Raw genomic sequence first — 23,115 nt, 5'->3', positions numbered from 1 at the left:
CACATCCCGCGCCAGCCTCGCGCAAGACACGAGGCTTAGTTTTGTAGCCTCTCAGAAAGGCACCGAGGAGATGTATCGATGAGCCTCTACGGAATGATGCGCACCGGCGTCTCCGGTATGAACGCCCAGGCCAACCGCTTGTCCACGGTGGCCGACAACATCGCGAATTCCGACACCACCGGCTACAAGCGCTCCTCCGCCGAATTCTCGACGCTGATCATGCCCAGCACCGGCGGCGCCTATAATTCGGGTGGCGTCACGACGACGATCCGCTCGGCCGTCAGCTCGCAGGGTGTTCTGCAATACACCACTTCGGTCTCCGACCTAGCCGTCAACGGCGACGGCTTCTTCGTCGTGCAGGACCCGAGCGGAACGCCCTATCTCACCCGCGCCGGCGCCTTCGTTCCGGACGCTCAAGGACGCCTCGTCAACGCCGCCGGCTACCAGCTGATGGCCTACAGCTACGCCAATGGCGATCCGGCCGCCACCGCCAACGGCTTCGAAGGCCTCGTGCCGGTGCAGATTTCCGATCAGGAGATGACGGCGACGCCGAGCACGGAAGGGACATTCACCGGCAACCTGCCGGCTGGCGCCACCGCTGTCACCGCCGGCAACCTACCCACCGACAACAGCACCTCGTCACAATACACGTCGAAATCGTCGCTGGTCGCCTACGACAATCTCGGCAACAAGGTGTTGCTCGACGTCTATTTCACCAACACCGGCACCGGCACCTGGCAGGTTTCGGTATTCGATCAGTCGAAGGCCACGGCCGGCACGTCGTTCCCCTATGCGGGCGGCGCGCTGGGCTCGGCCAATCTCACCTTCGACACCACCACCGGCAAGCTCACCGGCGCGACCACCGGCGTGTCCTTCACGGTGCCGAACGGTTCGACTCTCAACCTCGACCTCTCCAAGCTGACGCAGCTCGGAACCGGCTTCACGGTCTCCGACGCCAACGTCAACGGCAATGCGCCGAGCACGATCGAAAAGATCCAGATCAGCCAGGACGGCGTCATCTACGCCCAATTCGAGGATGGCTCCACCAAGCCGCTCTACAAGATCCCGCTGGCCGACGTTCAGAGCCCCGACAACCTCACCGCGATGCCGGGCAACGTCTATGTGCAGAGCGCGGACTCAGGCGCTGTTCGCATCGGCTTTGCCAATGAAGGAAAGCTTGGCTCGGTCGTCTCGGGCGCGCTCGAAAATTCCAATGTCGATATCGCCGAGGAACTGACCAACATGATTGCGGCGCAGCGCAGCTACACCGCCAACTCGAAGGTGTTCCAGACCGGTTCCGACCTGATGGACGTCCTGGTCAACCTGAAGAGATAACCCCATCGGGCGCCAGCCCGTGAAAGACCCGCATGTCGCTTTCCACCGCATTAAGCATCGCCCAGTCGGCGCTCCTGGCCACATCCAAGCAAACCAGCGTCGTGTCGCGCAATGTGGCCGACGCGTCCAACCCGGACTATGCCCGTCGCGTCGCCGTCGTCACCAGCACGGCGCCCGGCGCGCGATCGGTGGAGATCCAGCGCGCCGCCAATGATCTTCTGTTCCGGCAGAACCTTTCCGCGCTGTCGGCATGGAGCGGGCAGAGCGCGCTTTATAGCGGCATGGATCAGCTCGACCTATCGGTTAATGGAGTCGACAATGCGTCGTCTGCGTCGACTGCGATCGGCAATCTGCAGCAGGCGCTGCAGCTCTACGCCACCACGCCGTCGAACCAGAATCTCGGCGCCAGCGTCATCGACGCGGCCAAGCAGGTGGTGAGCTCACTGAACGACGGCACCACGGCGATCCAGGATTTCCGCAGCCAGACGGACGGCCAGATCGCCACCGCGGTCGACGACCTCAACTCGCTGCTCAGCCAGTTCCAGGACGCCAACAAGGCCGTTATCGCCGGCACGCGCTCCGGCACGGATGTGTCGGACGCGCTCGACCAGCGCGACGCGCTTCTCAAGAAGATCGCCGAATATGTCCCGGTCTCGACCTTCACGCGCGGCGACAACGACATGGTCATCACCACCAAGGACGGCACGACGCTGTTCGAGACGGTGCCGCGGTCGGTGACCTTCACGCCCTCGGCCGGCTACACCGCCGGCACGCCCGGCAACACGATCTATATCGACAATGTGCCGCTTTCTGCAGGCACCGGCGACAATACCAGCGCCGACGGCAAGCTTGCCGGCATGCTGAAGCTGCGCGACGGCGTTGCCGTGACCATGCAGAGCCAGCTCGACGAGATCGCGCGCGGCCTGATCACGGCATTTGCCGAGACCGCGCCGTCTCAGCCCAACGCCGCAGGCCTGTTCACCTGGTCCGGCGCGCCGGCTATTCCCGCTGCCGGCACCCTGGTCGACGGCCTCGCCGGCTCGATCAGCGTCAACGCCGCGTTTGACCCGAGCGCCGGCGGCAGCGCGGCGCTGCTGCGCGACGGCGGCGCCAACGGCGCGGCCTATGTTTCCAACACCGGCGGCGGCGCCTCCTATTCTGACCTGCTGATCGCCTACGGCAACAGGCTCGACCAGCCGATGGCCTTCGACACCTCCGCCGGCATCACGGTCAGCTCCGGCGTCTCGGACTACGCGGCCAACACCATCGGCTGGTTCGAAGGCGTGCGCCAGCAGGCGTCGACCAACGCCGACGCGAAGGAAGCGCTGGCCACTCGCACCGCCGAAGCGCTGTCGAACGATACCGGCGTCAATGTCGACCAGGAAATGTCCCTGCTTCTCGACCTCGAGCATACCTATCAGGCGTCGGCGCGCATGATGAAGACCGTCGACGACATGCTGGACGCCTTGTTGGGCGCGGTGGGATAATCGATGAAAGCGACAGCCGTCTCCTCAGCCGCCATCTCCAACGCCCTGCGCTATCAGCAGATGCGCATGCAGGCCGATCTCGTCAAGGCGACCACGGAATCCCAGACCGGCAAGGTAGCGGATGTCGGCCTGGCGCTCGGCGGGCGCACGACACAGGCCGTCACCTTCCAGCGCGATCTCGACCGGTTGAACGGCATCGTCGATTCGAACTCGCTGGTCGCCGCGCGTCTGACTTCGACACAGGATTCGCTGGGTCAGCTCTCCGATGTCGCGCAGGATCTGCTGACGGCGCTGACCAGCGCCGTATCGGGCGACTCCTCGACCAGCATCACCCAGACCGCCGGCGCCACGGCGCTGCAGCAGATGACGGGCATCCTGAACACCAGCGTCAACGGCGAATACCTGTTTGCCGGGACCAACACCGACGTCAAGCCGATCGACGATTTCAGCGCCGCCGGCTCGCCCGCCAAGGCGGCGTTCGACGCCGCCTTCACCAGCTATTTCGGCTTCACCCAGAACGACCCCGCGGCCGCCAACATCACCGCCGCCCAGATGGACGACTTCATCACCACCGCGGTCGAGCCGCAGTTCCTGGGCTCCGGATGGCAGGCCAACTGGTCGAACGCCACCGACGACCAGATCACCAGCCGCATTTCATTGAACGAGACCACGCAGACGTCGGTCAGCGCCAACGAGCAAGGCATCCGCAAGCTCGCCATGGCGGCCGCCATGGTCGGCACGCTCTTTGCCGGCAACATCAGCGAGGCCGGGCAGAATACGATCGTCAGCCGCGCGCAAAAGCTGGTCGGCGAGGCCATCGGCGGCATCGTCCAGGTGCAGTCCGAAGCCGGCCTCACCCAGAAGCGCGTGTCCGACGCCAGCGATCGCATGAAGACCCAGGTCGATCTGTTCGAGAAGCACATCATCGACCTCGAAGGCGTCGATCCCTCGGAGGCCGCCACCCGCGTGGCCGACCTGACGCAGCATATAGAAACGTCCTTCGCATTGACCGCGCGACTGCAGCAACTGAGCCTGTTGAACTATCTCACCTGAACACTCTCACCGGAACGCCAGAGCTCCGACGATGTATCAATTCTCCTACGCCGACATCCAGACCGACTCCGTCGCCGACGCCAAGGACCGGGAGCGGCAGTTGCTCACCCGATCGATCGACATGTTGTCCACGGCAGCTTCCGTTGGGCCGGAGTCGATTGAGGCGGTCGAGGCGCTGCACTTCACCAACCGCATCTGGACCACCTTCGTCGAGGATCTCGGCTCCAGCGACAATGCGCTGCCCAAGGAACTGCGCGCCAATCTGATCTCGATCGGCCTGTGGCTGCTGCGCGAAACGGAAGACATCCGGCAGGGCCGCACCAACAATTTCGAAGGATTGATCGAGGTCTCCCAGATCATCCGAGACGGCATCCAATGAGCAACACGCTGAATATCTCGCTGAAGCCGAACGAGAAGATCTACATCAACGGCGCCGTCGTCCGGGTCGACCGCAAGGTCACGATCGAGCTGATGAACGACGTTCAGTTCCTGCTCGAAAGCCATGTCATCCAAGCCGAGCAGGCCTCGACGCCGCTCAGGCAGCTCTATTTCATCGTGCAGATCATGCTGATAAACCCGCCGGGAGCCTCCGAGGCCCGCGACATGTTCCGCCGCTCGCTGCCGATGCTGATCGCAAGCTTCGACAATCAGGAAATCTGCAGCGCGCTGAAGCAGATCGACCGCATGGTCGGCGAGGATCATATCTACGAGGCGCTGAAGGCGATCCGCGCGCTGTATCCGCTCGAGCGCCAAGCGCTTGGCGGCAATGACGACATTCCGGAAGCGCCGCGCGCGCTGGCTGTGGGAGCATAAAGATGGCCGTGGACATGACAACGACGATCCCGGTTGGCGCCACCCAGGCCAGCAGCCAGCAGACCTCGAAGACAGCGGTCGACTACCAGTCGTTCCTGAAACTTCTGATCGCCGAAATGAAGAACCAGGATCCGACCAAGCCGATGGATTCGACGGAATATGTCGCCCAGCTCGCGACCTTCTCGCAGGTCGAGCAATCGGTGCAGACCAACAGCAAGCTCGACCAGATCATGCAATCCTCGGCGCTGTCGCAGGCGGACGCGCTGATCGGCCGTTCGATCACCTCCGCCGACGGCAAGACAACCGGGACCGTGGCTTCGGTGAAGCTCGCCAGCAGCGGCCTGATCGCGGTGCTGCAGGACGGCACCGAGGTCCCTGTCGGCGCAGGCGTATCGATCAAGCCGGCCGCCTAGAGTTTCGCATAGGGTCTGCCCATGAACGAGGCCGACGCCCTCGATATCGTGCAATATGCGGTGTGGACGGTGCTTACCGCCTCCGCGCCGGTGGTGCTCGTGGCTATGGCCGTCGGTATCGGCATCGCGCTTATCCAGGCGTTGACGCAGATTCAGGAAATCACCCTCACTTTCGTGCCCAAGATCGTCGCCATCATGCTGGTCGTGGCGCTGACCGGCCCGTTCATCGGCAGCCAGATCTCGGCCTTCACCAACGTCATCTTCGAACGCATCGAGCACGGCTTCTGACCTGGGGCTGCGGGCATCCCGCCCGCGCGGACCGGCAAAAGTTTGGTCCACACCGGCAAGATGCTTGGCCTAAAGCTTCGCCGACGCATTTTCGCCTTTGCCTTCCTGTGTTGTTGGACCGGGATGCTTTGGCGAGTCGCCGGCGCGATGATGGCGCCGCGCGAGCGCAAGACAGCAAGATGAAGGCGGGACAGCGACCATGATCGACGACGAGCCGGAAAGCGAACGCGTCTCGGCGCTGGCGCCGTTCCGGCACGGCATCTTCCGTGCCGTCTGGTCGGCGAGCCTTGTGTCGAATTTCGGCGGCTTAATCCAGGGCGTGGGCGCCGCCTGGATGATGACGACGATCGCCACCTCATCCTACCAAGTGGCGCTGGTGCAGGCCTCGACCACCTTGCCGATCATGCTGTTCGCGCTTGTTGCCGGTGCCATTGCCGACAGCTTCAACCGCCGCAAGGTCATGCTGGTGGCGCAGAGCTTCATGCTGGTGGTTTCGGCACTGCTCACCGTATTCACCTGGTTCGGCTGGATGACGCCGTGGACGCTGCTTGCCTTCACCTTCCTGATCGACAGCGGCACGGCGCTGAACAGCCCGTCCTGGCAGGCGTCGGTTGGCGACATGGTGCCGCGCGCCAAGGTGCCGGCGGCGATCGCGCTCAACTCGATGGGCTTCAACATCACGCGCAGCGTCGGCCCGGCGATCGGCGGCATCATCGTCGCCGCCGCAGGGGCGGCGGCGGCCTTCGCCGCCAACGCCATCAGCTATATCGGCCTGATCGTCGTGCTTTTCCGCTGGAAGCCGGAAGTGCCCGCGCCGACCCTGCCGCGGGAATCGCTCGGCGCCGCGATGGGAGCCGGCCTGCGCTATGTCGCCATGTCGCCGAACATCGGCAAGGTGCTGGCGAGAGGCTTCGCCTTCGGCTTCAGCGCCGGCGCGGTGCTGGCGCTGCTGCCCCTGGTGGCGCGCGATGTCGTCAAGGGCGACGCGCTGACCTACGGCATCATGCTTGGCGCCTTCGGTATCGGCGCGGTCGGCGGTGCGCTGATCAGCGTGAGGCTCAGACAATTGCTCTCCAGCGAAACGATGGTGCGCGCCGCCTTCGCCGGTTTCGCGCTTTGCGCCTTCAACGCCGCCGTCAGCGACAATGCCTGGCAGACGTCGGCGGGCCTGCTCATCGGCGGTGCCTGCTGGGTGATCGCGCTCTCGCATTTCAACGTCACGGTGCAGATGTCGACGCCGCGCTGGGTGGTCGGGCGCGTGCTGTCGATCTACCAGACAGCAACCTTCGGCGGCATTGCGCTGGGCAGCTGGATCTGGGGCGTCGTCGCCGACGCCCATGGCGCGGAGACTGCATTGATGGTTGCCGCTGTCACCATGCTCGTCGGTGGCGGCATCGGCCTGATCCTGCCGCTGCCGCAGCACACCGCTCTCAACCTCGATCCGCTCAACCGGTTCAAGGAGCCGATGCTGGCGCTCGATTTGAAGCCGCGCAGCGGCCCGATCGCCATCATGATCGAATACATCATTCGCGAGGAGGACGTGCCGGAATTCCTCGCAACCATGGCCGAGCGTGGCCGCATCCGCCGCCGCGACGGCGCCCGCAACTGGACGCTCGCCCGCGATCTCGAAAATCCGGGCATCTGGATCGAACACTACCACACGCCGACCTGGGTCGAGTATATCCGCCACAACCGGCGTGCCACCCATGCCGACGCCGTTGTCGGCGAGCGCATCCGCGCGCTGCACAGCGGCGAGAACCCGCCGCGTGTGCGCCGCATGATCGAACGCCCGACCACCGCCGGCACGGCCCTTGTCTCGCCCAAGGGGCCGATCGATCACTAACCCGCGTCTTTTGGCCCGGAATATCTAGTTCCGATCAGCCAGCGCTGTGGATCATATAGAGCTTGCGCGTCGTCTCATGAATAAGCCACTCGCCCTTCCAGCCCTTCGGCAGGACGAGCAGATCGCCAGGCCCCAGCTCACGCATCTCGCCGTCGGCGCGGCTCACTTCCACGCGACCGGAGATGATGTGGCAGATCTCGGATGAACCCGAGCGGTCGGCGGTGAAGCGGCCGGGCGTGCATTCCCAGATGCCGATATCGACGGTCCCGTCCGGCGATTGGAAGAACGAGCGCACCGCTTCGACCTGATCGCCTTCGATCGAGGTCGGCTTCGGTGAAAAGGCGCCGATATCGGCCGTGGCGAGGTCGCGGAAGGTCGAAAGGTCGATCAAGATAGGCTCCAGTGTCAAAAGCAATTCCAGGAAAGTGCAATGGTTTTCCGTCCGGAATTGCGCGAAAACAAAGAGTTAGAGCGGTTCGGCGAACGCCGAACCGTCTCAGTGGCCTGTGATGCTGTCGGCCAGGGCGGCCAATTTCGAAGTGTAATTGAGCCCGGCGGCCTCGCGTTGGTCGGCGATGCGGTAGAGCTGGTACATCGAGTGGACGCCGAGCCAGCGGAACGGTTCCGGCTCCCAGGGTCTGACCTTGCGGTTGACCCAGGGCAGTCGCGTAAGATCCGTGTCATTGCCGAGGATCAGATCGGCAAGCGTGCGCCCGGAAAGGTTTGAGCTCGACACGCCCAGCCCGACATAACCGCCGGCCCAGCCTATGCGCGTCCTGGGGTCGAGGCCGACCGTCGTGCACCAGTCGCGCGGCACGCCGAGCACGCCGCACCAGGCGTGGTCGATGCGGCACCCGGCCGTCTGCGGCAACAGCGTCGTCAGGATCGTGTGCAGCTGGTCGATCGTCGCCTGCTGCGTCCGACCGTTGACGTCGGTGTGCGAGCCATAGCGGTAGGGCACGCCGCGTCCGCCCATGGTGATACGGCCCTCGCGCGTGCGCTGGGCATAGCAATAGGCGTGCGCCGCATTGCCGAGGAGCTCATGCCCGTCCCAGCCGATCTCGCGCCAGAGTTCTTGTGGCAGCGGCTCGGTCACGATCTGCGCGCTGTTGAGCGCCAGCCATGTCCGCTCTTCCCCGGGAATGCCGGCCGTGAACCCCTCCGTCGCGCGAATTATCGTTTCCGCCCGCACCGTGCCACGGTCGGTGGCCACCCTGCCCTTGGCGATCGACGTCACGGTCGTCTTTTCGTAGATCGGCACGCCGAGCCGCTCGACCGCTTCCGCCAGCCCGCGCACCAGCTTGGCCGGCTGCACCCGCGCCTGGCCGTGGATGACGAAGCTGCCCATGACATTCGCGATATTGATGCGCGCGCGTGTGGCTGCAGCGTCGAGCAATTCGATGCGCTCGGGGTCGGCGTCCCAGGAGCGGATCGTCTCGCACGCCTCGCGCACACGTTGGAGCTGTGCGGCATTGGTGGCGACCGTCAGATTGTCGGCACGGCGGATGTCGGCGTCGATGTCTTCGGCCGTCGCCACCCGGATCACCTCGTCGACACAGCCCGCCATCGCTGCCTGCATGGCGCTGACAGCTTGCCGGGTCGAGGTCTTTAGATATTTTTCGCGCGACCAGCCGAAGCCGCCCGAAAGCCAGCCGCCATTGCGCCCCGAGGCACCGAAGCCGGCGAATTCGCGTTCGAGCAGGACTATGCGAAGCGAGGGCTTCGCCTTCTTCAGATAATAGGCGGTCCAGAGCCCGGTGTAGCCGGCGCCGACGATCGCAACATCGGCTTCGATGTCGCCGGGCAAGGGCGGACGCGGGCTTGGGACCGCGCCCAGATCCGCATACCAGAACGAGATGTCGCCGTTGCGCTTGACTTGCATGGGATGGCTTCCAGGAGACCGGAGAGAGGGATCAGGTGAGCGTCGTGTCTGCCGTGCTGTCGTCGGGCAGAAGCTTGGCGTCGGCGCCGTCAAAGCAGAGTTCCACGTTCTCGCCGAGGGCGAAATTCTCGCCCGTCAGCGGCGACCGCACGATCGCGGTCGAGCCGTCGCCGAGCTTCACTTCGTATTTCGATCCCGAGCCAAGATAGATCGCCTCGGCGATCGTTCCCGCCAGGCGGTTCTTGCCGTCGGCTTGCCCCGGCCGGCGAATGGCAAGTTTCTCGGGCCGCAGCAGCATCACCGGGCTGACTTCTCCGGCAAGCCGTCGCGGCGCGGCGACCGTCTCGCCGGCAATGGTCAGCGCAGTGCCGGTGCCGTCACTTCTGGCTTCGCCGCGCAGCACCGTGGAGTCGCCGATGAAGCGGCCGACGAACAGCGTTGCCGGCTCGTCATAGAGCTGCCGTCCGGTGCCCACCTGCTCGATCCGGCCACGGTTGAATACGGCGATGCGATCCGACAGCACCAGCGCCTCCTCCTGGTCGTGCGTGACATAGACGAAGGTGGTGCCGAGCTCGCGATGGATGCGCTTGATCTCGAGCTGCAGCCATTCGCGCAGCTTCTTGTCGAGCGCGCCGAGCGGCTCGTCCATGAGGAGCAGCGGCGGGTCGAAGACGATGGCCCGCGCCAGCGCCACGCGCTGCTGCTGGCCGCCCGACAATTCGCTCGGATAGCGATGCGCGAAGTCGCCCATCTTGACCATGTCGAGCGCCTTGGCCACGCGCCGCTTCCGATCGTCCTGCCCAACGCCGCGCAGCGTCAGCGGATAGGCGACGTTGCGGCCAACCGTCATATGCGGGAACAATGCGTAGTGCTGAAAGACGACGCCGATGTTGCGCTTGTGCGCCGGCACGCCGACGACGCTTTGTCCTCCGACCAGCAGCTTGCCGCTCGACACATCCGTGAAACCGGCGATCACATTGAGCGTCGTCGTCTTGCCGGAGCCGCTCGGCCCAAGCAGCGTCATGAACTCGCCGGGCTCGATCCTGAGCGACACGCCGTCCAGCGCCTTGAACGCGCCATAGGCCTTGGTGACGAATTCGAGGTCGATCGCCGCGCCGCGATTGTCCGGTCTTGGGTTCATAGGCGTCCCTTCCGCTCGCGGCCAAGAAGAAGCATGCCGCCGCCGATCAGGATCGTCGTGGCGCACAAAAGGATCGTACCGACGGCAGCGACGGTCGGGTCGGCGTCGCGCGTGATCGAGGAGAAGATCTGCACCGGCAGCGTCTTCAGATAGGGGTTGGTGATGAACAGCGAGACGATGATCTCGTCGAAGGACGTCGCGAAGGCGAACAGCAGGCCCGACAGGATGCCGGGCAGGATCAGCGGCAGCGTCACCGTCCGGAACGTGGTGAGCGCGCCGGCGCCGAGGCTCGCCGCAGCCGTCTCCAGCCGCCTGTCGAACACTTCGAGATTGGCCGACACGGCGATCAGCACGAAGGGCAGCGCCAGGATGGTGTGGGCGAGCACGAAGCCGGGCAGCGTGCCGACGAGTCGCGCATCGAGATAGACGGCATAGATGCCGATGGCCAGCACCACGCCCGGCACAACCATCGGCGTCAGCATCAGCATCCGCAGCAGATTGGCAGGCCGCGCCTTCATACGGTCGAGGCCGAAGGCGGCCAGCGTGCCGAGCACCGTTGCCAGCACCGCCACGATCGAGGCGACCTTCAGGGAATTGAGGAAGCTGGTCGACCATTCTGGATTCGTGACGAAATTCTCGTACCACTGCCAGGAGAAGCCTTGCGGTGGGAAGGAGAGCGACTTGTTGCCGTTGAACGACATCGGCACGACGACCAGCGTCGGCGCCACCAGCCAGATCGCCACCAGCAGGCAGACAAGGCCAAGAACGACACGGGTGAGCGGCTTCATTTCCATCAGCGCCGCCCCGCTTCCCGGTGCCGCGACCGCATCACCGGCGCTGCAAGCGCCAGCAACAGGAAGGTCGTGACCAGCAGCACCACGCCCATCGCGCCGCCGCGTCCCCATTGCAGCAGGCTGAGCACCTGGGTCTGCACCAGTGTCGACAGCATCGTCGAGCGCGGCCCGCCGAGCAGTGCCGGCGTGATGTAGAAGCCCAGCGCCAGGATGAAGACGATGATCGCGCCGGCATAGACGCCCGGCAGCGACAGCGGCAGGTAGACTGTGAAGAAAGCGCGGGACGGCCGGGCGCCAAGGCTTCGCGCCGCCTGCACCAGCCTGAGGTCGATGCCTTTCATCACCGAATAAAGCGGCAGGATCATGAAGGGCAAAAGCACCTGCGCCATGCCGATCACCACGCCCGTCTGGGTGCGGATCAGCCGGATGCCCGCGAAGCCGGCTGATCTCAGCAACGAGTTGATGACGCCGGAATCCTGCAGCAGGATCACCCAGGAGAGTGTGCGCACCACGCCGCTCACCCAGAAGGGGATCAGCACGCAGAGAACCAGGACGAGCCGCACGCGCGGCCCGACCGCGGTCATGAGGTAAGCATAAGGATAAGCGCAAACCACGCAGACCAGCGTCACCCACGCCGAGATGGTGAAGGTGCGCTGGAGCACCGCGAGATTGACGGGCGCACCAAAGAACCAGGCATAGTTCTGCACGCCCCATTCCGGCTCCGAGAGGCTGCGCAGCACGATGGTGAGCAGCGGATAGCCGATCACCGCGGCGAGCAGGATCATGGCCGGCAGCGTGAGCGCGAACGGCCGCCAGGCCCATCCTGCCCGCTTTTCGGCAGTCTGGATCGTCGGTTCGAGCGCGCTCACGGGCCTTGCCTCCGTCAGCTCAGTTGCCGGCCATCAGCGCGGACCACTTCTCCTGCGCGACCGGGAAGTTCTCGACCCAGAACTTGATGTTCTGCTTGTAGCCTTGCTTCTGGCGCTCGGGCGTGTTGGTCAGGAAAGCTGCGACCGACTCGTCAACCTTCGGCTTCGCATCGTTGTTGATCGGCGTGTAGGAGGTCTGCTGCGTGAGAATCTCCTGCGCCTGCTTGCCGAGATAGGCATTCAGCAGCGCATAGGCGGCATCCGTATCCTTGACACCGACGGGGATAGTCATCTGGTCCATCACCACCAGCCAGTCCTGCCAGGCGGGCGCGTATTTGGCGCCGTTCTTGACCGCCGTCATGGCGCGGCCGGTCCACATCATCAGCATGTCGGCTTCGCCGGACTCCGCGAGCTGCTGCGATTCAGCGCCCGTCTTCCAGTAGATCGTGTCCGGGCCGAGCTTGCGAATCACGTCGATGGCTTTGTCGATGTCGGCAGCGGTCATCGCCTTCGGATCGCCGCCCGCCACCTTGAAGGCCTGTTCGAGCAGGCCACCGGTCGGATCGCCGGATCCGTCCAGGGCGCGCACGCCGGGGAACTTTTCGGTGTCGAAGAAGTCAGCCCAGTTCTTGGGCGGGTTATCTTTGTACTTCTCCTTATTGTACATCAGCACGACGCCGTAGTTCATCGCCGGAACCGAGCACTCGCCGACCTGTCCTTCGGGTATCTTCGAGACGTCGAGCTTCGAGAGATCGAGCTTCTGGAACAGCTTTCCGCAATGGACGTAAGGCGGCAGATCGCCGGTATCGACCACGTCCCAGGTGACGTTGCCGGATTCGACCTGGGCCTGCAGCTTGGCGATCTCGGTCGGCCCGTCATTGAGCAGCTTGACGCCGGACTTCTCGACGAACTCCTTCAGCGCCGCTACCTGGCCATCCTGATAGATGCCGCCATAGGAGACGAAGGTCAGGGTCTTGCCCTTGAGCGAGCCTTCCTTCACCTCGCCCGCGACAGGCTTTTCCTGTGCGAAGGCGGTGGTTGTCAGCATTCCGAGCGCCAGCACGGCGCCAAGACCTGCAAGTTTCGACTTCAACATAACTCTGACTCTCCCATTATGCCCGCGTTTAATCGGACTACCTGGCCGCGAGCGGTTTCCAGGGCTTGTATTGATCGAGCTCGGCGCGTGCCGAGGTCGGCGGTGCGATGATCCACATCACCTCGGCCCGACCACTGCCGATGTTCTCGCTGCGATGTGGTGTCGATGTCGCGTATTCGATGCTGTCGCCTTCTTCGAGGACGTGGCGGGCGTCGCCAAGAGAGACCTCGACGACACCGCGAAGGACGATCAGCATCTCCTGCGCGTCGCCATGCGTGTAAAGCGCGGAGCCGGTCGAGCCGCCGATATCGAACTCGCCGACATAGACCTCCATGTCGCTCAGCGGCGGGCGGGAAAGCAGCATCTTACGGCAGCCGTTGCTGGGCGGAAGGCTTGGCCGCTCGCTGCGCCGGAGCACGCCATGGTTCTGTGTCGCGCTTTCCTCGAACAGCATCGCGACGCTCACGCCCAACGCCGAAGCCATCTGGTTGAGCGAGGCAGTACTGGCGCCGGTCAGCCCGCGCTCAAGCTGGCTGATGAAGCTGGCGCTCGTTCCGGTCGCTTCCGCGAGGTCACGCAATGATAGACGGCGAGCGAGGCGCAGGGCCTTGAGCCGCACGCCCAGCACCTGCTGCGCATGAGCTGCAGCCGTGCCGGCACCGATCGCCGCCGGAGCCTGGCCGTCCTCCGAAGCCTCGCGCATCCCGTTTTCCTCCACTTAACACCTTGTACAGTACCACTGTACAGCTGGCAATAGGGGTGGATGCCATTTCCACGATCCCATCGCGGGGAACGGAAGCCGACCAAAAATTAAGCATTCAACGGCAGTATCGAATGTCGGCCGGCAAGATGTCGTACAGCAAGGACCATTGTCGGTCAGCTGAGCGGGAAGGGATCGCGATATGTCATCCTGGCTAAGAAAAGGACCGTTGATGCTCATGCGCAGCCTGCTGATGCTGGCTGTCTTGGCGATCGGCACTCTGACTGCAGGGGCGTTGGAACCGGCCAGCTATCCGGAGCCGCCAGACTCCGTAGCTTTCACCGTTCAGAAGGACGGCAAGCAGATCCCGCTCACGCTGCGGCAGTTGGAAAAGCTCGGCCTCTATAAGGTCATCACCACAAGTCCTTTCGAGCAAGGGCAATTGACGTTTGAAGGCGTCCTGTTCCGAGACGTGCTCAAGTCCGTGGGATTGGCGGATAGGGATTCCGTCACTCTAAGGGCCGCGGACGATTACGTGCAGGTGATTCCGCACGAGGATTGGACGGAAGGTCCTCTGCTTCTCGCGACGCGCCAGGACGGGGAGTTGCTCACCCGACGAACACAAGGTCCGACCCGCTTGGTCTATCCTCTCAAGGACTTCCCCGCCTTCGACACGCCGATCCGCAAACCGCGATGGATTTGGCTGATCAAGACGATCGAGTCCGACAACTGACCGGCTGGTAGGCCTCCATGGTGGGATCTCGACTGAGAGGCTGGCGAATTCCGCTTACCTATGGCAGTGCCATAGGGCTGGCGGCGATCGGTTCCGCAATCCTCATCGTCATGCTGTTTGTCAGTATCAGCAAGATCGAGTCTTCGCTGCCCCGGTTCGGATTCTTCGCCATCCGCGAATTCCATATTGCCATACGCGACGTGACCCACCTGAGGGATATGATCTCGCTCGCTGAGGTCGCGCCCAACTCTCAGGCGAGCCTCGATCATCTGGCCGCTGCAAACGACCTGGTCTACATCCGCTTCACGCGGATCGACGGCGGCGAAACGATCAGCGCAATTCCCGCATATGCAGGCATCGTGCCGCGCGTGAACGACGCGGTAACGCGGCTCGACGCCGTAATCGCGGCGGGACTCCCGTTCGATCAGCAGCGCTTGAAGGAACTGGGTCTGGAACTCGAGCAGATCGTCGGCCGGATGAACGACGAGTACTACAAATACGGCGAGGGCGTTAACGCCGATCTCTATGCGTCGGAAGTCAGCCTGAATCGGTTCAACTATCAGATAGCCTTTGCTTTGACGATCCTGTCGCTGCTGGCAATCGGGACGGCGGTTCTGTTCATCGGGCGCCGGGAAACGATAAAGAAGCTGGAATTTCTCGCCTGGCGCGATGCGACCACCGGACTGAAGAATCGTGCCTGGATGGCAGCCAACAGGGACGCCATGCTGGACCGGGCGAGGGAGACCGGTAGGCAGCTTCAGCTGCTCCTGATCGATCTCGACCATTTCAAGAGCGTGAACGACACCTTCGGCCATCACGTCGGCGATCTGCTGCTGAAGGCGGTTGCCGAGGTCCTTCAGTCGGTCGAGCGGCCCGGCGACGTAGCCGCCGTGCGATTGGGCGGCGACGAATTCGCCATCATGGCTATTGCCGATCGGAATGATCATGACAATTTGGGGCAACGTCTGCGCGAACGGCTGAACAGGTTCGCAGAGTTGGAGGGCCATCAGGTGCGCATTGGCGCCAGCATCGGCATGGCATGTTTCCCTCAGCACGGTTCCGACATTTCCACGTTGCTGCACAGTGCCGATAACGCTCTCTACACGGCAAAGGCTGAAGGGCGGTCCGGTTTCGTGACGTTTTCGCCCGCGATCCTCAGTCAGATCGACATGCAGCTCGGTGAAGAAGCGGCCATCAAGCGGGCCCTCAATTGCGACGAGTTCTTCCTGGTCTGGCAATCCCAGTTCGAGCTGGCGACCGGCCGCATGATCGGGGCCGAGGCGCTGGTCCGCTGGCACGACCCGGTCTCGGGAGCGGTTCGTGCGCCGGCATCGTTCATTCCGATCGCGGAACGAAGTGAGCTGATACTGGAACTCGACAAGATGGTTCTGGGCAAGGCTTGCGAGCAAGCCGCCCGATGGATGCCTATTTCCACCGAAGAGTTCATCTGCTCGGTCAACGTCTCCGGAAGAAGCCTCCAGACCGATGCCTATCTGACGCATCTCACCGAGACGCTGCGGCAAACGGGGTTGCTTCCATCGCGTCTGCAGTTGGAGATCACTGAAGGGATATTCATGCAGAACAGCCGCAATGCCCTGGAGAGTATCGGCAAGATTAGAAACCTCGGAGTGAGCCTGGCACTCGACGATTTTGGGTCAGGTTATGCGAGCTTCGGATACCTTGCCGATTTCGACTTGAACCAATTGAAGATCGATCGCTCGTTCCTCAGCGATCTGGCTTCCTCCACGAAGAAACAGAACGTGGTCCGAGGCATCATCGCGCTGGCCAATTCGCTAGGCCTGACCGTTGTTGCGGAAGGGGTGGAGAACGAAGCCCAACTCGACTTTCTGATCCACGAACACTGTCACGGCGCACAAGGGTTCTTTATGTCGGAGCCTGTTGAGGCAAGGTTGATGACCAACTATCTCGTCGCAAGGCAGGGTGGCGCCAAAACAGATGGAAAAGCTCGAGCCGAGTCTCTTCGCTTGGGCCCATCCATGCTGCGGAAAGTCGCCAAGCAGGGCCGCAAGACCGCCGATTAAATCAGGGCTCAGCCCTCGCCGGAAAGATCCCTCCGCGCCTTGTCCAGCTCCTCGGCGTAGCGCCGCATCAGATGGCTTTCAGTGAGCAGGCCAAGCACGATGCGGTCGTCGAAATCCTCAACGACCGCTAGCTCTTCAGCGCCGGCGCGCTGAAAGGTCTCGGCGGCGGACTGGACGTTCATCGACGGCACCAGCACCGCATCCTTGAACTGCGCGAGCGCCTGCACCGGAGTCTCGCCGTCTGAGAGGTCGCTGTGCAGTTCGGCCACGAGCAGCACGCCGACATAGTGCCGGCCCCCTTCGACGGCGATGACGCGCTGCGCCGAGCCGAGCGGGATCTCCTTGCGGAACTCGGCCAAGGTAATCGAAGCAGCGATAGTACGGACGTCCTTGCGCATCATCGACCCGACATTGAGGCTGCGCATCCAGCCGACGTCGTGGGCGCTGCGGATCGTCTCGCCGCGCAGATGGAAGCGCCAGGTCGAGAAGGAGTAGCCGAAGGTCTCGCGCACCAGGATGGCCGACATGATCGACGCTGCCAGCACCACGCCGGTGAGCGTCAGGTCCCGCGTCGATTCCAGCGCGAGAAAAGTCATGGTCAGCGGGCCGCCGACGACACCGACGGCAAGCGAGGTCATGCCGACGACGGCGGCGACCGCCGGATCGAGCGCGGTTGAGGGCGCGGCCATCACCATGACGCCGGCAAAGACCTTGCCGAGCAGCGCCCCCAGAAACAGCGAGGCGAAGAACAGACCGCCCCGGAAACCGGAGCCGAGCGAGATCGCCGAGGCAGCAAGCTTCAGCACGAAGACGCTGGCCACCACGGGAAGCGCGTAGTTCATGGCGAACTCGCGGTGGAGCGCGCCGTGTCCGCTGGACAGCACCTGCGGCGTGACCAGCCCGAGCAGCCCGACAACGATGCCGCCGATGAAAGGTCTGACGGAAGCGTCGATCGCCAGCCGCACAAAGACGCGCTCGATAAGGCTTACCAGATGCATGATTGCGATGGACGCCGCCCCGCCGAGCAGTCCCAGCAGCAGGAACGGCACATACTGGCTGGCGGTCAGCGTCGGCAGGCCGGAAAGTTCCAGTGGAAACGGCACGCCGCCGAACATCTCAGCCGTCAGCGAGGCGGCGATCGCCGCCGTCATGACCGGCGCCACATTGGCCACCGAGTAGATGCCGATGACCAGTTCGAAGCCGTAGAAGGCACCCGTCAACGGCGCGTCGAAGGCGGCAGCGATCGCGCCGGCGGCGCCGCAGCCGACCAGGATTCGCACGTCGTTGCGGCGCAGCCGGAAGGCGCGCGCCAGCCGCGAGGCGATGCCGGAACCAACCTGCGTATAGCCAGCTTCCAGACCGACCGAGGCGCCGAAGCCGCTGGAGATCATGGTCTGGCCGACAATGATGAACGTATCGGTGAGCGACATGCGCCCACCGTAGAGCGCGTTGGCTTCGATCGGGTCGACAGGCGTTCTGAACTTCCGCCTTCTCAGCCAGATCACCGAAAGGCCGAGCAGCAGTCCCCCGATCGCCGGAAACATCGCCTGCACCGGACTGGCCAGCGAAAACATCGCTGAAAGACGCCCGCCCGGCTGCACGTCAAAGAGCAGGAAGTGCATGGCTTGCACCAGCGCGCTCATGCCGGTGACCAGGGCGCCCGCGATCATGCCGACCATCCCCGCCATCAGCACAATGACGATGCCGCGCGCCTCGAGCACGGGAATGGAATTGATCAGCACCGCCCGAAGCCGGCGGGCGTAGACTTGCGGTTCGTCTATGGCAGGCAACGGAGCGGCTCGCCGGTATGCGGAGGATGGATGCTGCCGCGCCTGATACGCCCGACGGCATGGAGTGGCAACCGCAATGCCGACCCCTTGTGGCGCCATTTTGGCGTTGCGTCGATTAGCGACGGTTGGGCCGGCTACCCTCGCTGCGAGAACGGGAAAATGTCACTGATCGAAGATGGTCAGCGGCCCGCAATCGTCCCTCGCGACGAAGGTCGCCAGCAGCTCCGCCGGCTCCATTGCGCTCGCCTTCTCCGCGAACGATGCACCGTGCCCGGCGGCTCGAACCAGGTCTGTCCTTTGGCGGCAATTCCTCCGTCTGCCTCACACAGCCAGATGGAAGTCGGGCCGCCAGCCGAGTTCGCTGACCGCCTTGTCGGTCGCGACATGGCCGTTCGGCTCGGCGATGTTGAAGGCGCCCGGCGCACCGCGCTCGACGGCAAGCAGCACCGCATAAGCGGCGGCATCGACATGCAGCGCCGGGTCGGCGGCAGCGTCGGCTCCGGTACCAGGCCCGTAGAGATGCCCATAGCGCAGCACGATGCCCGTCATGGGCTCCTCGAGAACCTGGCGTTCGAGCGCGATCACGCCGCCGACGCTGATGCCGCGGCCGCCTTCCGCCCGCTGTCGAGCGGATCGGTTTCGGCATGCGGCTCGGGTCCGGGCGCATAGGCCCAGGCGATGCTCTGCGCGATCAGGCGACGGGCGCCGGCCGACGCCGCGGCCTCGACCAGATTGCGGGTCCCCTCGTCGCGGACGCGCGCGTTTCCGATGATGGCCTCGCCCATCTTGTTGGGATCGAGTCCGGCCGGCAGATCGGTAAGCTGATGGATCACGACCTCCGGCTTCACCTCGGCGACCGCCGCAAGCAGGTCGCCGGCATCGAACACATCGATCACCACCGGGCTGGCCCCGATCGCGCGGAGCTCCTCGGCCTTCTCGGCCCGGCGCGTTGTCGCAGCTACCTGATGGCCGGCAGCGACCAGTTGCGGGATCAGGCGGCGGCCGATCGCGCCGGAACCACCAGCAAGAAAGATGCGATAGCCCATCGTCTTCCATTCCATCTTGCGATAATATCAGAGTTCGAACAACATATAAGAGCTCTTACATCGTGCGCAAGCAGAAACCGGAAATTCCGGCCCCTGGCAAAGGCAAGCGCGGCGAGGAAGGTTATCTCGGCTACCTGCTGCGCCAGGCCGCCGGCGCCTACAGGCTGCGGGTCGAGCGGGCGCTGGATGAGTTCGGCGTCACGCAGCCGCAATTCGCGACGCTGACCATGCTGTCGGCCTATCCAGGCATCTCCAATGCCGACCTCGCCCGGCTCGCGGTGCTGACGCCGCAGACGGTGAGCGTGATCGTCGGCAATCTGGAAAAGGCCGGTTCCGTGGTCCGCAGGCCGCATGCGGTGCACGGGCGCATCCAGCACCTTGATCTTAGCGACAGCGGCCGTGCCTTGCTGAAGAAATGTCGCGAGCGGGTGCAGCGGCTTGAACGCGAGCTGACCGCCGCACTTTCGGCCAACGAAGAGCGCGCCGTCCGGCGCTGGCTGGTCGCCGTCGCGATCGCGGGCGCGGCCGGTTAGATCGCAGCACCCCCGCCCGCTTCATAGAGCGCCAGCTTCCGATCCCCAATGCCGAGTTCCGCCCAGCTCGCGCGCCATTCGGCTATATGCGCTGACTTGAAATGCGCCTCGAGCGCCGCACGATCCCGCCAGGCTTCCGAGACATGGATCAGGCCGGGATCGAGAACATCCTGCGCATAGGAATATGCGAGGCAGCCGGCTTCGGCGCGACTCGCTGAAATCATTCGTCCCATCGCCGGCCTTGCCTGCTCGAGCCTGTCGGGTGGCAGCCGAATCGTGCCGATGATGAGGAGCATGCGCCTTTCCTTTCGCCAGCCGGCTCAAATCCCGTAGCCCCTCTCCCACCTTCGCGCAAGCTTGACCGGTTAAGGTCGGGAGCCTGCCTTTGCGCTGGGCAAGTCTGGATTCGAGGACGATATGGCGATCAGCGAAACAATCCCGTCCGGCCTGGCGGCCAAGAACGGCCGCGACGTTTTCTTCGCGCTCGGCATCGTCGTCATCCTGGCGGTGCTGTTCCTGCCGATCCCGGCCTTTCTCATCGATATCGGCCTTGCCTTCTCGATCGCGCTCTCGGTGCTGATCCTGATGGTGGCGCTCTGGATCCAGCGGCCGCTGGATTTCTCCTCCTTCCCGACCGTGCTGCTCATCGCCACGATGCTCAGGCTCTCGCTCAACATCGCCACCACGCGCATGATCCTGTCGCATGGCAATGAGGGTACGCATGCCGCCGGTTACGTCATCTCGGGTTTCTCGAAGCTGGTGATGTCGAGCGACTTCGTCATCGGCCTCATCGTCTTCATGATCCTGATCGTGGTGAACTTCATCGTCATCACCAAGGGCGCCACCCGCATCGCCGAAGTCGGTGCGCGCTTCACCCTCGACGCCATCCCCGGCAAGCAGATGTCGATCGACGCCGACCTTTCCGCCGGAATGATCGACGAGAAGACGGCGCAGCTTCGCCGCCGCGAATTGGAAGAAGAATCCTCCTTCTTCGGCTCGATGGACGGCGCGTCGAAATTCGTGCGCGGCGACGCCATCGCCGGCCTCATCATCACCGCCATCAACATCGTCGGCGGCATCGCCATCGGCTATCTGCGCCACGGCATGGGCCTCGGCCAGGCGGCCGACGTCTTCATCAAGCTGTCGGTCGGCGACGGCCTCGTCACCCAGATCCCGGCCCTCATCGTCTCGCTCGCCGCCGGCATGCTCGTCTCCAAGGGCGGCACGCGGGGCTCCGCCAATCAGGCGGTGTTCGGCCAGCTCGGCGCGCATCCGCGCGCGCTCTATGTCGCGGCCTCGCTGCTCGTCATCCTCGGCCTTATGCCCGGTCTGCCGCTATTCCCGTTCTTTGCCCTTGCCGGCGCCATGGCCGGCCTCGGCTACGTCATCCCGCTGCGCCACAACCGCGCGCTGGCGGCAGCCGAAGCGCAGAAGAACAAGGAGAAGGCCGACAAGGTCGAGGAGGAGAAGAATTCGGTCAAGGCCTCGCTTGCGACTGCCGAGATCGAGCTGCTGATCGGCAAGCAGCTCTCGACCAGGCTGCTGGTCGCACATCAGGAGCTGGTGTTCCGCATGTCGAAGATGCGCAAGAAATTCGCCCAGCAATATGGGTTCGTGGTGCCGGAGGTGCGCGTCGCCGACGACTTCGCCATCCCGCCGAAGAGCTATCAGATCAAGGTCCACGGCACCGTCGTTGCCGAATACCAGATGCGCGTCGGCGAAATCATGGTGCTGCTTGGCACCCGCGGCGTGCCCGACATCCCCGGTGAGGAAATCCGCGAGCCGGCCTTCGGCATGCGCGCCTATTCGGTGCTGGAAACCTTCGCCGAAGATCTGAAGCGCGAGAACTACACCTTTGCCGACAACATGTCGGTGCTGCTCACCCACCTCTCCGAGGTGATCCGCAACAACCTGCCGCAGCTTCTGTCCTACAAGGACATGAAGGCGCTGCTCGAGCGGCTGGACCCCGAATACCGCAAGCTCGCCGACGAGATCTGCACCTCGCACATCTCCTATCCCGGCCTGCAGGCGGTGCTGAAGCTTCTGCTTGCCGAGCGTGTCTCAATCCGCAACCTGCACCTGATCATCGAGGCCATCGCCGAGATCGCGCCGCATGTGCGCCGCACCGAGCAGATCGTCGAGCATGTCCGCATCCGCATGGCGCAGCAGATCTGCGGCGATCTCTCCGAGGGCGGCATGCTCAAGGTGCTGCGCCTCGGCAACCGATGGGACCTCGCCTTTCACCAGAGCCTCAAGCGGGACGCCAAGGGCGAGGTGCGCGAGTTCGACATCGATCCGCGCCAGCTCGAGGAATTCGGCCAGGACGCCACCAAGGCGATCCGCAAGCATCTCGAAGCCGGCGAGCGCTTCGTGCTGGTCACCGCGCCGGACGCGCGGCCTTATGTGCGCATGATCATCGAGCGGCTGTTCACCACGCTGCCCGTGCTCAGCCACGTCGAGATCGCCAAGGGCGTCGAGATCAAGGTGCTCGGAACGATCTCGTGAACGCGCTCTCGCAAGGCGTCGTCATCGCCGCCTTCCTCGCCTTCTGCCGCATCGGCGCCTGTTTCATGCTGATGCCCGGCCTGTCGAGCGCCCGCGTGCCTCTCCAGGTCCGGCTGTTTGTGTCGATCGCCGCCACCGGCGGCCTGCTCGCATTCCTCTGGGACCGCATCTATCCCTATGTCGACCCGCGCCCGCAGGTTCTGGTGCCGATGATCGTTTCCGAGCTTCTGGTCGGCGGGCTGATCGGCGCCATGACCAGGCTCTATATGGAAGCGCTGCGCTTCATGGGCTCGGCCATCGCCATGATGATCGGCTATGGCGGCTCAGGCGGCCCGGCGATCGAGGAGCCGGAGCCGCAGGCTGCGCTTGCCGCCATCATCTCGTTCTCGGCGCTGCTCCTGCTTTTCGTCTTCGACTTCGACCACGAGATCGTGCGCGCGCTGGTCGCCTCCTACACGGTTGCTCCGGTCAATGTATTCTTCAACCCGCAGGCGGCGCTGGTCGACGTCACCGACACGGTGTCGGACGCCTTCTTCCTGGTCATCCGGCTCGGCAGTCCCTTCGTCGCCTACGCCATTCTGGTCAATTTGACGATCGGCTTCGTCAACAAGCTGACGCCGCAGATCCCGGTGTATTTCATCTCGCTGCCCTTCGTCATCGCCGGCGGGCTGATCATCTTCTACTTTGCCATCGGCACCTTGCTGTCGTTGTTCGTCGACGGCTTTGTCGACCTGACGCTAGCGAGGTAGCCG

Annotated in this window: 24 protein-coding genes; 13 read left to right on the top strand and 11 right to left on the bottom strand. The window is 64.0% G+C overall.

Features of this window, described 5'->3' with window-relative positions; all coding sequences use genetic code 11:
- Positions 1-78: 78 nt before the first annotated feature.
- The 8 genes from EJ078_RS20175 (at position 79) to EJ078_RS20140 (ending at position 7,232) form a co-directional block, all read left to right on the top strand.
- Positions 79-1,335, top strand: coding sequence for a flagellar hook protein FlgE (locus EJ078_RS20175; protein ID WP_067002423.1), 1,257 nt, complete (start codon positions 79-81; stop codon positions 1,333-1,335).
- Between the two features lie 32 nt (positions 1,336-1,367).
- Entirely contained in the window at positions 1,368-2,822 is a 1,455-nt protein-coding gene (gene flgK, locus EJ078_RS20170) for a flagellar hook-associated protein FlgK (RefSeq protein WP_127216041.1), read from the top strand.
- A gap of 3 nt (positions 2,823-2,825) precedes the next feature.
- A complete protein-coding gene (locus EJ078_RS20165; protein WP_095800446.1) occupies positions 2,826-3,875 on the top strand; it encodes a flagellar hook-associated family protein in 1,050 nt (349 codons plus the stop codon).
- Positions 3,876-3,906: 31 nt separating this feature from the next.
- A complete protein-coding gene (flaF, locus tag EJ078_RS20160) occupies positions 3,907-4,254 on the top strand; it encodes a flagellar biosynthesis regulator FlaF (RefSeq protein WP_067002429.1) in 348 nt (115 codons plus the stop codon).
- A complete protein-coding gene (flbT, locus tag EJ078_RS20155) occupies positions 4,251-4,688 on the top strand; it encodes a flagellar biosynthesis repressor FlbT (RefSeq protein ID WP_208720793.1) in 438 nt (145 codons plus the stop codon). The genes flaF and flbT overlap by 4 nt, the downstream gene beginning before the upstream one ends.
- A gap of 2 nt (positions 4,689-4,690) precedes the next feature.
- On the top strand, positions 4,691-5,101 hold the full coding sequence (gene flgD, locus EJ078_RS20150; RefSeq protein WP_127403684.1) for a flagellar hook assembly protein FlgD: 411 nt from the start codon (positions 4,691-4,693) through the stop codon (positions 5,099-5,101).
- A gap of 21 nt (positions 5,102-5,122) precedes the next feature.
- Positions 5,123-5,389, top strand: a complete 267-nt coding sequence (gene fliQ, locus EJ078_RS20145; protein ID WP_027165133.1) for a flagellar biosynthesis protein FliQ — start codon at positions 5,123-5,125, stop codon at positions 5,387-5,389.
- A gap of 199 nt (positions 5,390-5,588) precedes the next feature.
- A complete protein-coding gene (locus EJ078_RS20140) occupies positions 5,589-7,232 on the top strand; it encodes an MFS transporter (protein WP_067326036.1) in 1,644 nt (547 codons plus the stop codon).
- Positions 7,233-7,266: 34 nt separating this feature from the next.
- On the opposite strand, the gene EJ078_RS20135 is transcribed toward EJ078_RS20140, so the two are convergent.
- The 7 genes from EJ078_RS20135 to EJ078_RS20105 all read right to left on the bottom strand — a co-directional run bounded on the left by EJ078_RS20135 (position 7,267) and on the right by EJ078_RS20105 (position 13,717).
- Positions 7,267-7,623 (bottom strand): cupin domain-containing protein, encoded by a 357-nt coding sequence (locus EJ078_RS20135; RefSeq protein ID WP_067326033.1) that lies wholly within the window; start codon positions 7,621-7,623, stop codon positions 7,267-7,269.
- A 105-nt stretch (positions 7,624-7,728) separates the two neighbouring features.
- A complete protein-coding gene (locus tag EJ078_RS20130) occupies positions 7,729-9,114 on the bottom strand; it encodes an FAD-binding oxidoreductase (protein WP_127403683.1) in 1,386 nt (461 codons plus the stop codon).
- 31 nt (positions 9,115-9,145) lie between these two features.
- Positions 9,146-10,255 (bottom strand): ABC transporter ATP-binding protein, encoded by a 1,110-nt coding sequence (locus EJ078_RS20125; protein ID WP_095800450.1) that lies wholly within the window; start codon positions 10,253-10,255, stop codon positions 9,146-9,148.
- A complete protein-coding gene (locus EJ078_RS20120) occupies positions 10,252-11,049 on the bottom strand; it encodes an ABC transporter permease (RefSeq protein ID WP_095800451.1) in 798 nt (265 codons plus the stop codon). Before EJ078_RS20120 ends, EJ078_RS20125 begins: the two co-directional genes overlap by 4 nt.
- Entirely contained in the window at positions 11,049-11,918 is an 870-nt protein-coding gene (locus EJ078_RS20115) for an ABC transporter permease (RefSeq protein ID WP_095800452.1), read from the bottom strand. The genes EJ078_RS20120 and EJ078_RS20115 overlap by 1 nt, the downstream gene beginning before the upstream one ends.
- A gap of 19 nt (positions 11,919-11,937) precedes the next feature.
- Positions 11,938-13,014, bottom strand: coding sequence for an extracellular solute-binding protein (locus EJ078_RS20110; protein ID WP_067326018.1), 1,077 nt, complete (start codon positions 13,012-13,014; stop codon positions 11,938-11,940).
- Between the two features lie 37 nt (positions 13,015-13,051).
- Entirely contained in the window at positions 13,052-13,717 is a 666-nt protein-coding gene (locus tag EJ078_RS20105) for an XRE family transcriptional regulator (protein ID WP_095781141.1), read from the bottom strand.
- A 229-nt stretch (positions 13,718-13,946) separates the two neighbouring features.
- Between EJ078_RS20105 and EJ078_RS20100 the strand changes: the two genes are divergently transcribed.
- Together EJ078_RS20100 and EJ078_RS20095 are read left to right on the top strand one after the other, a co-directional pair.
- The gene (locus EJ078_RS20100; RefSeq protein WP_164750432.1) at positions 13,947-14,447 is read left to right on the top strand and encodes a molybdopterin-dependent oxidoreductase; all 501 of its coding nucleotides are present in this window, start codon (positions 13,947-13,949) and stop codon (positions 14,445-14,447) included.
- 17 nt (positions 14,448-14,464) lie between these two features.
- The gene (locus tag EJ078_RS20095) at positions 14,465-16,489 is read left to right on the top strand and encodes a bifunctional diguanylate cyclase/phosphodiesterase (protein ID WP_127215263.1); all 2,025 of its coding nucleotides are present in this window, start codon (positions 14,465-14,467) and stop codon (positions 16,487-16,489) included.
- Positions 16,490-16,497: 8 nt separating this feature from the next.
- Here the strand turns inward: EJ078_RS20095 and EJ078_RS20090 are convergent, their stop codons facing one another.
- From EJ078_RS20090 to EJ078_RS30460, 3 genes are all read right to left on the bottom strand, one after another.
- Positions 16,498-18,279, bottom strand: a complete 1,782-nt coding sequence (locus EJ078_RS20090) for a chloride channel protein (RefSeq protein WP_164757311.1) — start codon at positions 18,277-18,279, stop codon at positions 16,498-16,500.
- A gap of 321 nt (positions 18,280-18,600) precedes the next feature.
- Complete coding sequence (locus EJ078_RS30465) at positions 18,601-18,828, bottom strand: hypothetical protein (RefSeq protein ID WP_245458878.1); 228 nt, start codon at positions 18,826-18,828, stop codon at positions 18,601-18,603.
- Positions 18,829-18,860: 32 nt separating this feature from the next.
- Positions 18,861-19,340: an NAD(P)-binding oxidoreductase gene (locus EJ078_RS30460; protein WP_245458877.1), complete on the bottom strand. Its 480-nt coding sequence runs from the start codon at positions 19,338-19,340 to the stop codon at positions 18,861-18,863.
- A 47-nt stretch (positions 19,341-19,387) separates the two neighbouring features.
- On the opposite strand from EJ078_RS30460, the gene EJ078_RS20080 reads away from it, so the two are divergent.
- Positions 19,388-19,858, top strand: a complete 471-nt coding sequence (locus EJ078_RS20080; RefSeq protein ID WP_127403681.1) for a MarR family transcriptional regulator — start codon at positions 19,388-19,390, stop codon at positions 19,856-19,858.
- On the opposite strand, the gene EJ078_RS20075 is transcribed toward EJ078_RS20080, so the two are convergent.
- A complete protein-coding gene (locus EJ078_RS20075; protein WP_127240422.1) occupies positions 19,855-20,154 on the bottom strand; it encodes a putative quinol monooxygenase in 300 nt (99 codons plus the stop codon). The two genes, EJ078_RS20080 and EJ078_RS20075, sit on opposite strands and share 4 nt — an antisense overlap.
- A gap of 121 nt (positions 20,155-20,275) precedes the next feature.
- On the opposite strand from EJ078_RS20075, the gene flhA reads away from it, so the two are divergent.
- Positions 20,276-22,363, top strand: coding sequence for a flagellar biosynthesis protein FlhA (flhA, locus tag EJ078_RS20070; protein WP_067326003.1), 2,088 nt, complete (start codon positions 20,276-20,278; stop codon positions 22,361-22,363).
- Positions 22,360-23,112: a flagellar biosynthetic protein FliR gene (gene fliR, locus EJ078_RS20065; RefSeq protein ID WP_067326000.1), complete on the top strand. Its 753-nt coding sequence runs from the start codon at positions 22,360-22,362 to the stop codon at positions 23,110-23,112. The genes flhA and fliR overlap by 4 nt, the downstream gene beginning before the upstream one ends.
- Positions 23,113-23,115 lie beyond the last annotated feature (3 nt).

The organism is Mesorhizobium sp. M1A.F.Ca.IN.022.06.1.1, assembly GCF_003952605.1.
Lineage (GTDB): Bacteria > Pseudomonadota > Alphaproteobacteria > Rhizobiales > Rhizobiaceae > Mesorhizobium.
This window is presented reverse-complemented; position numbering and strand designations above follow the sequence as displayed.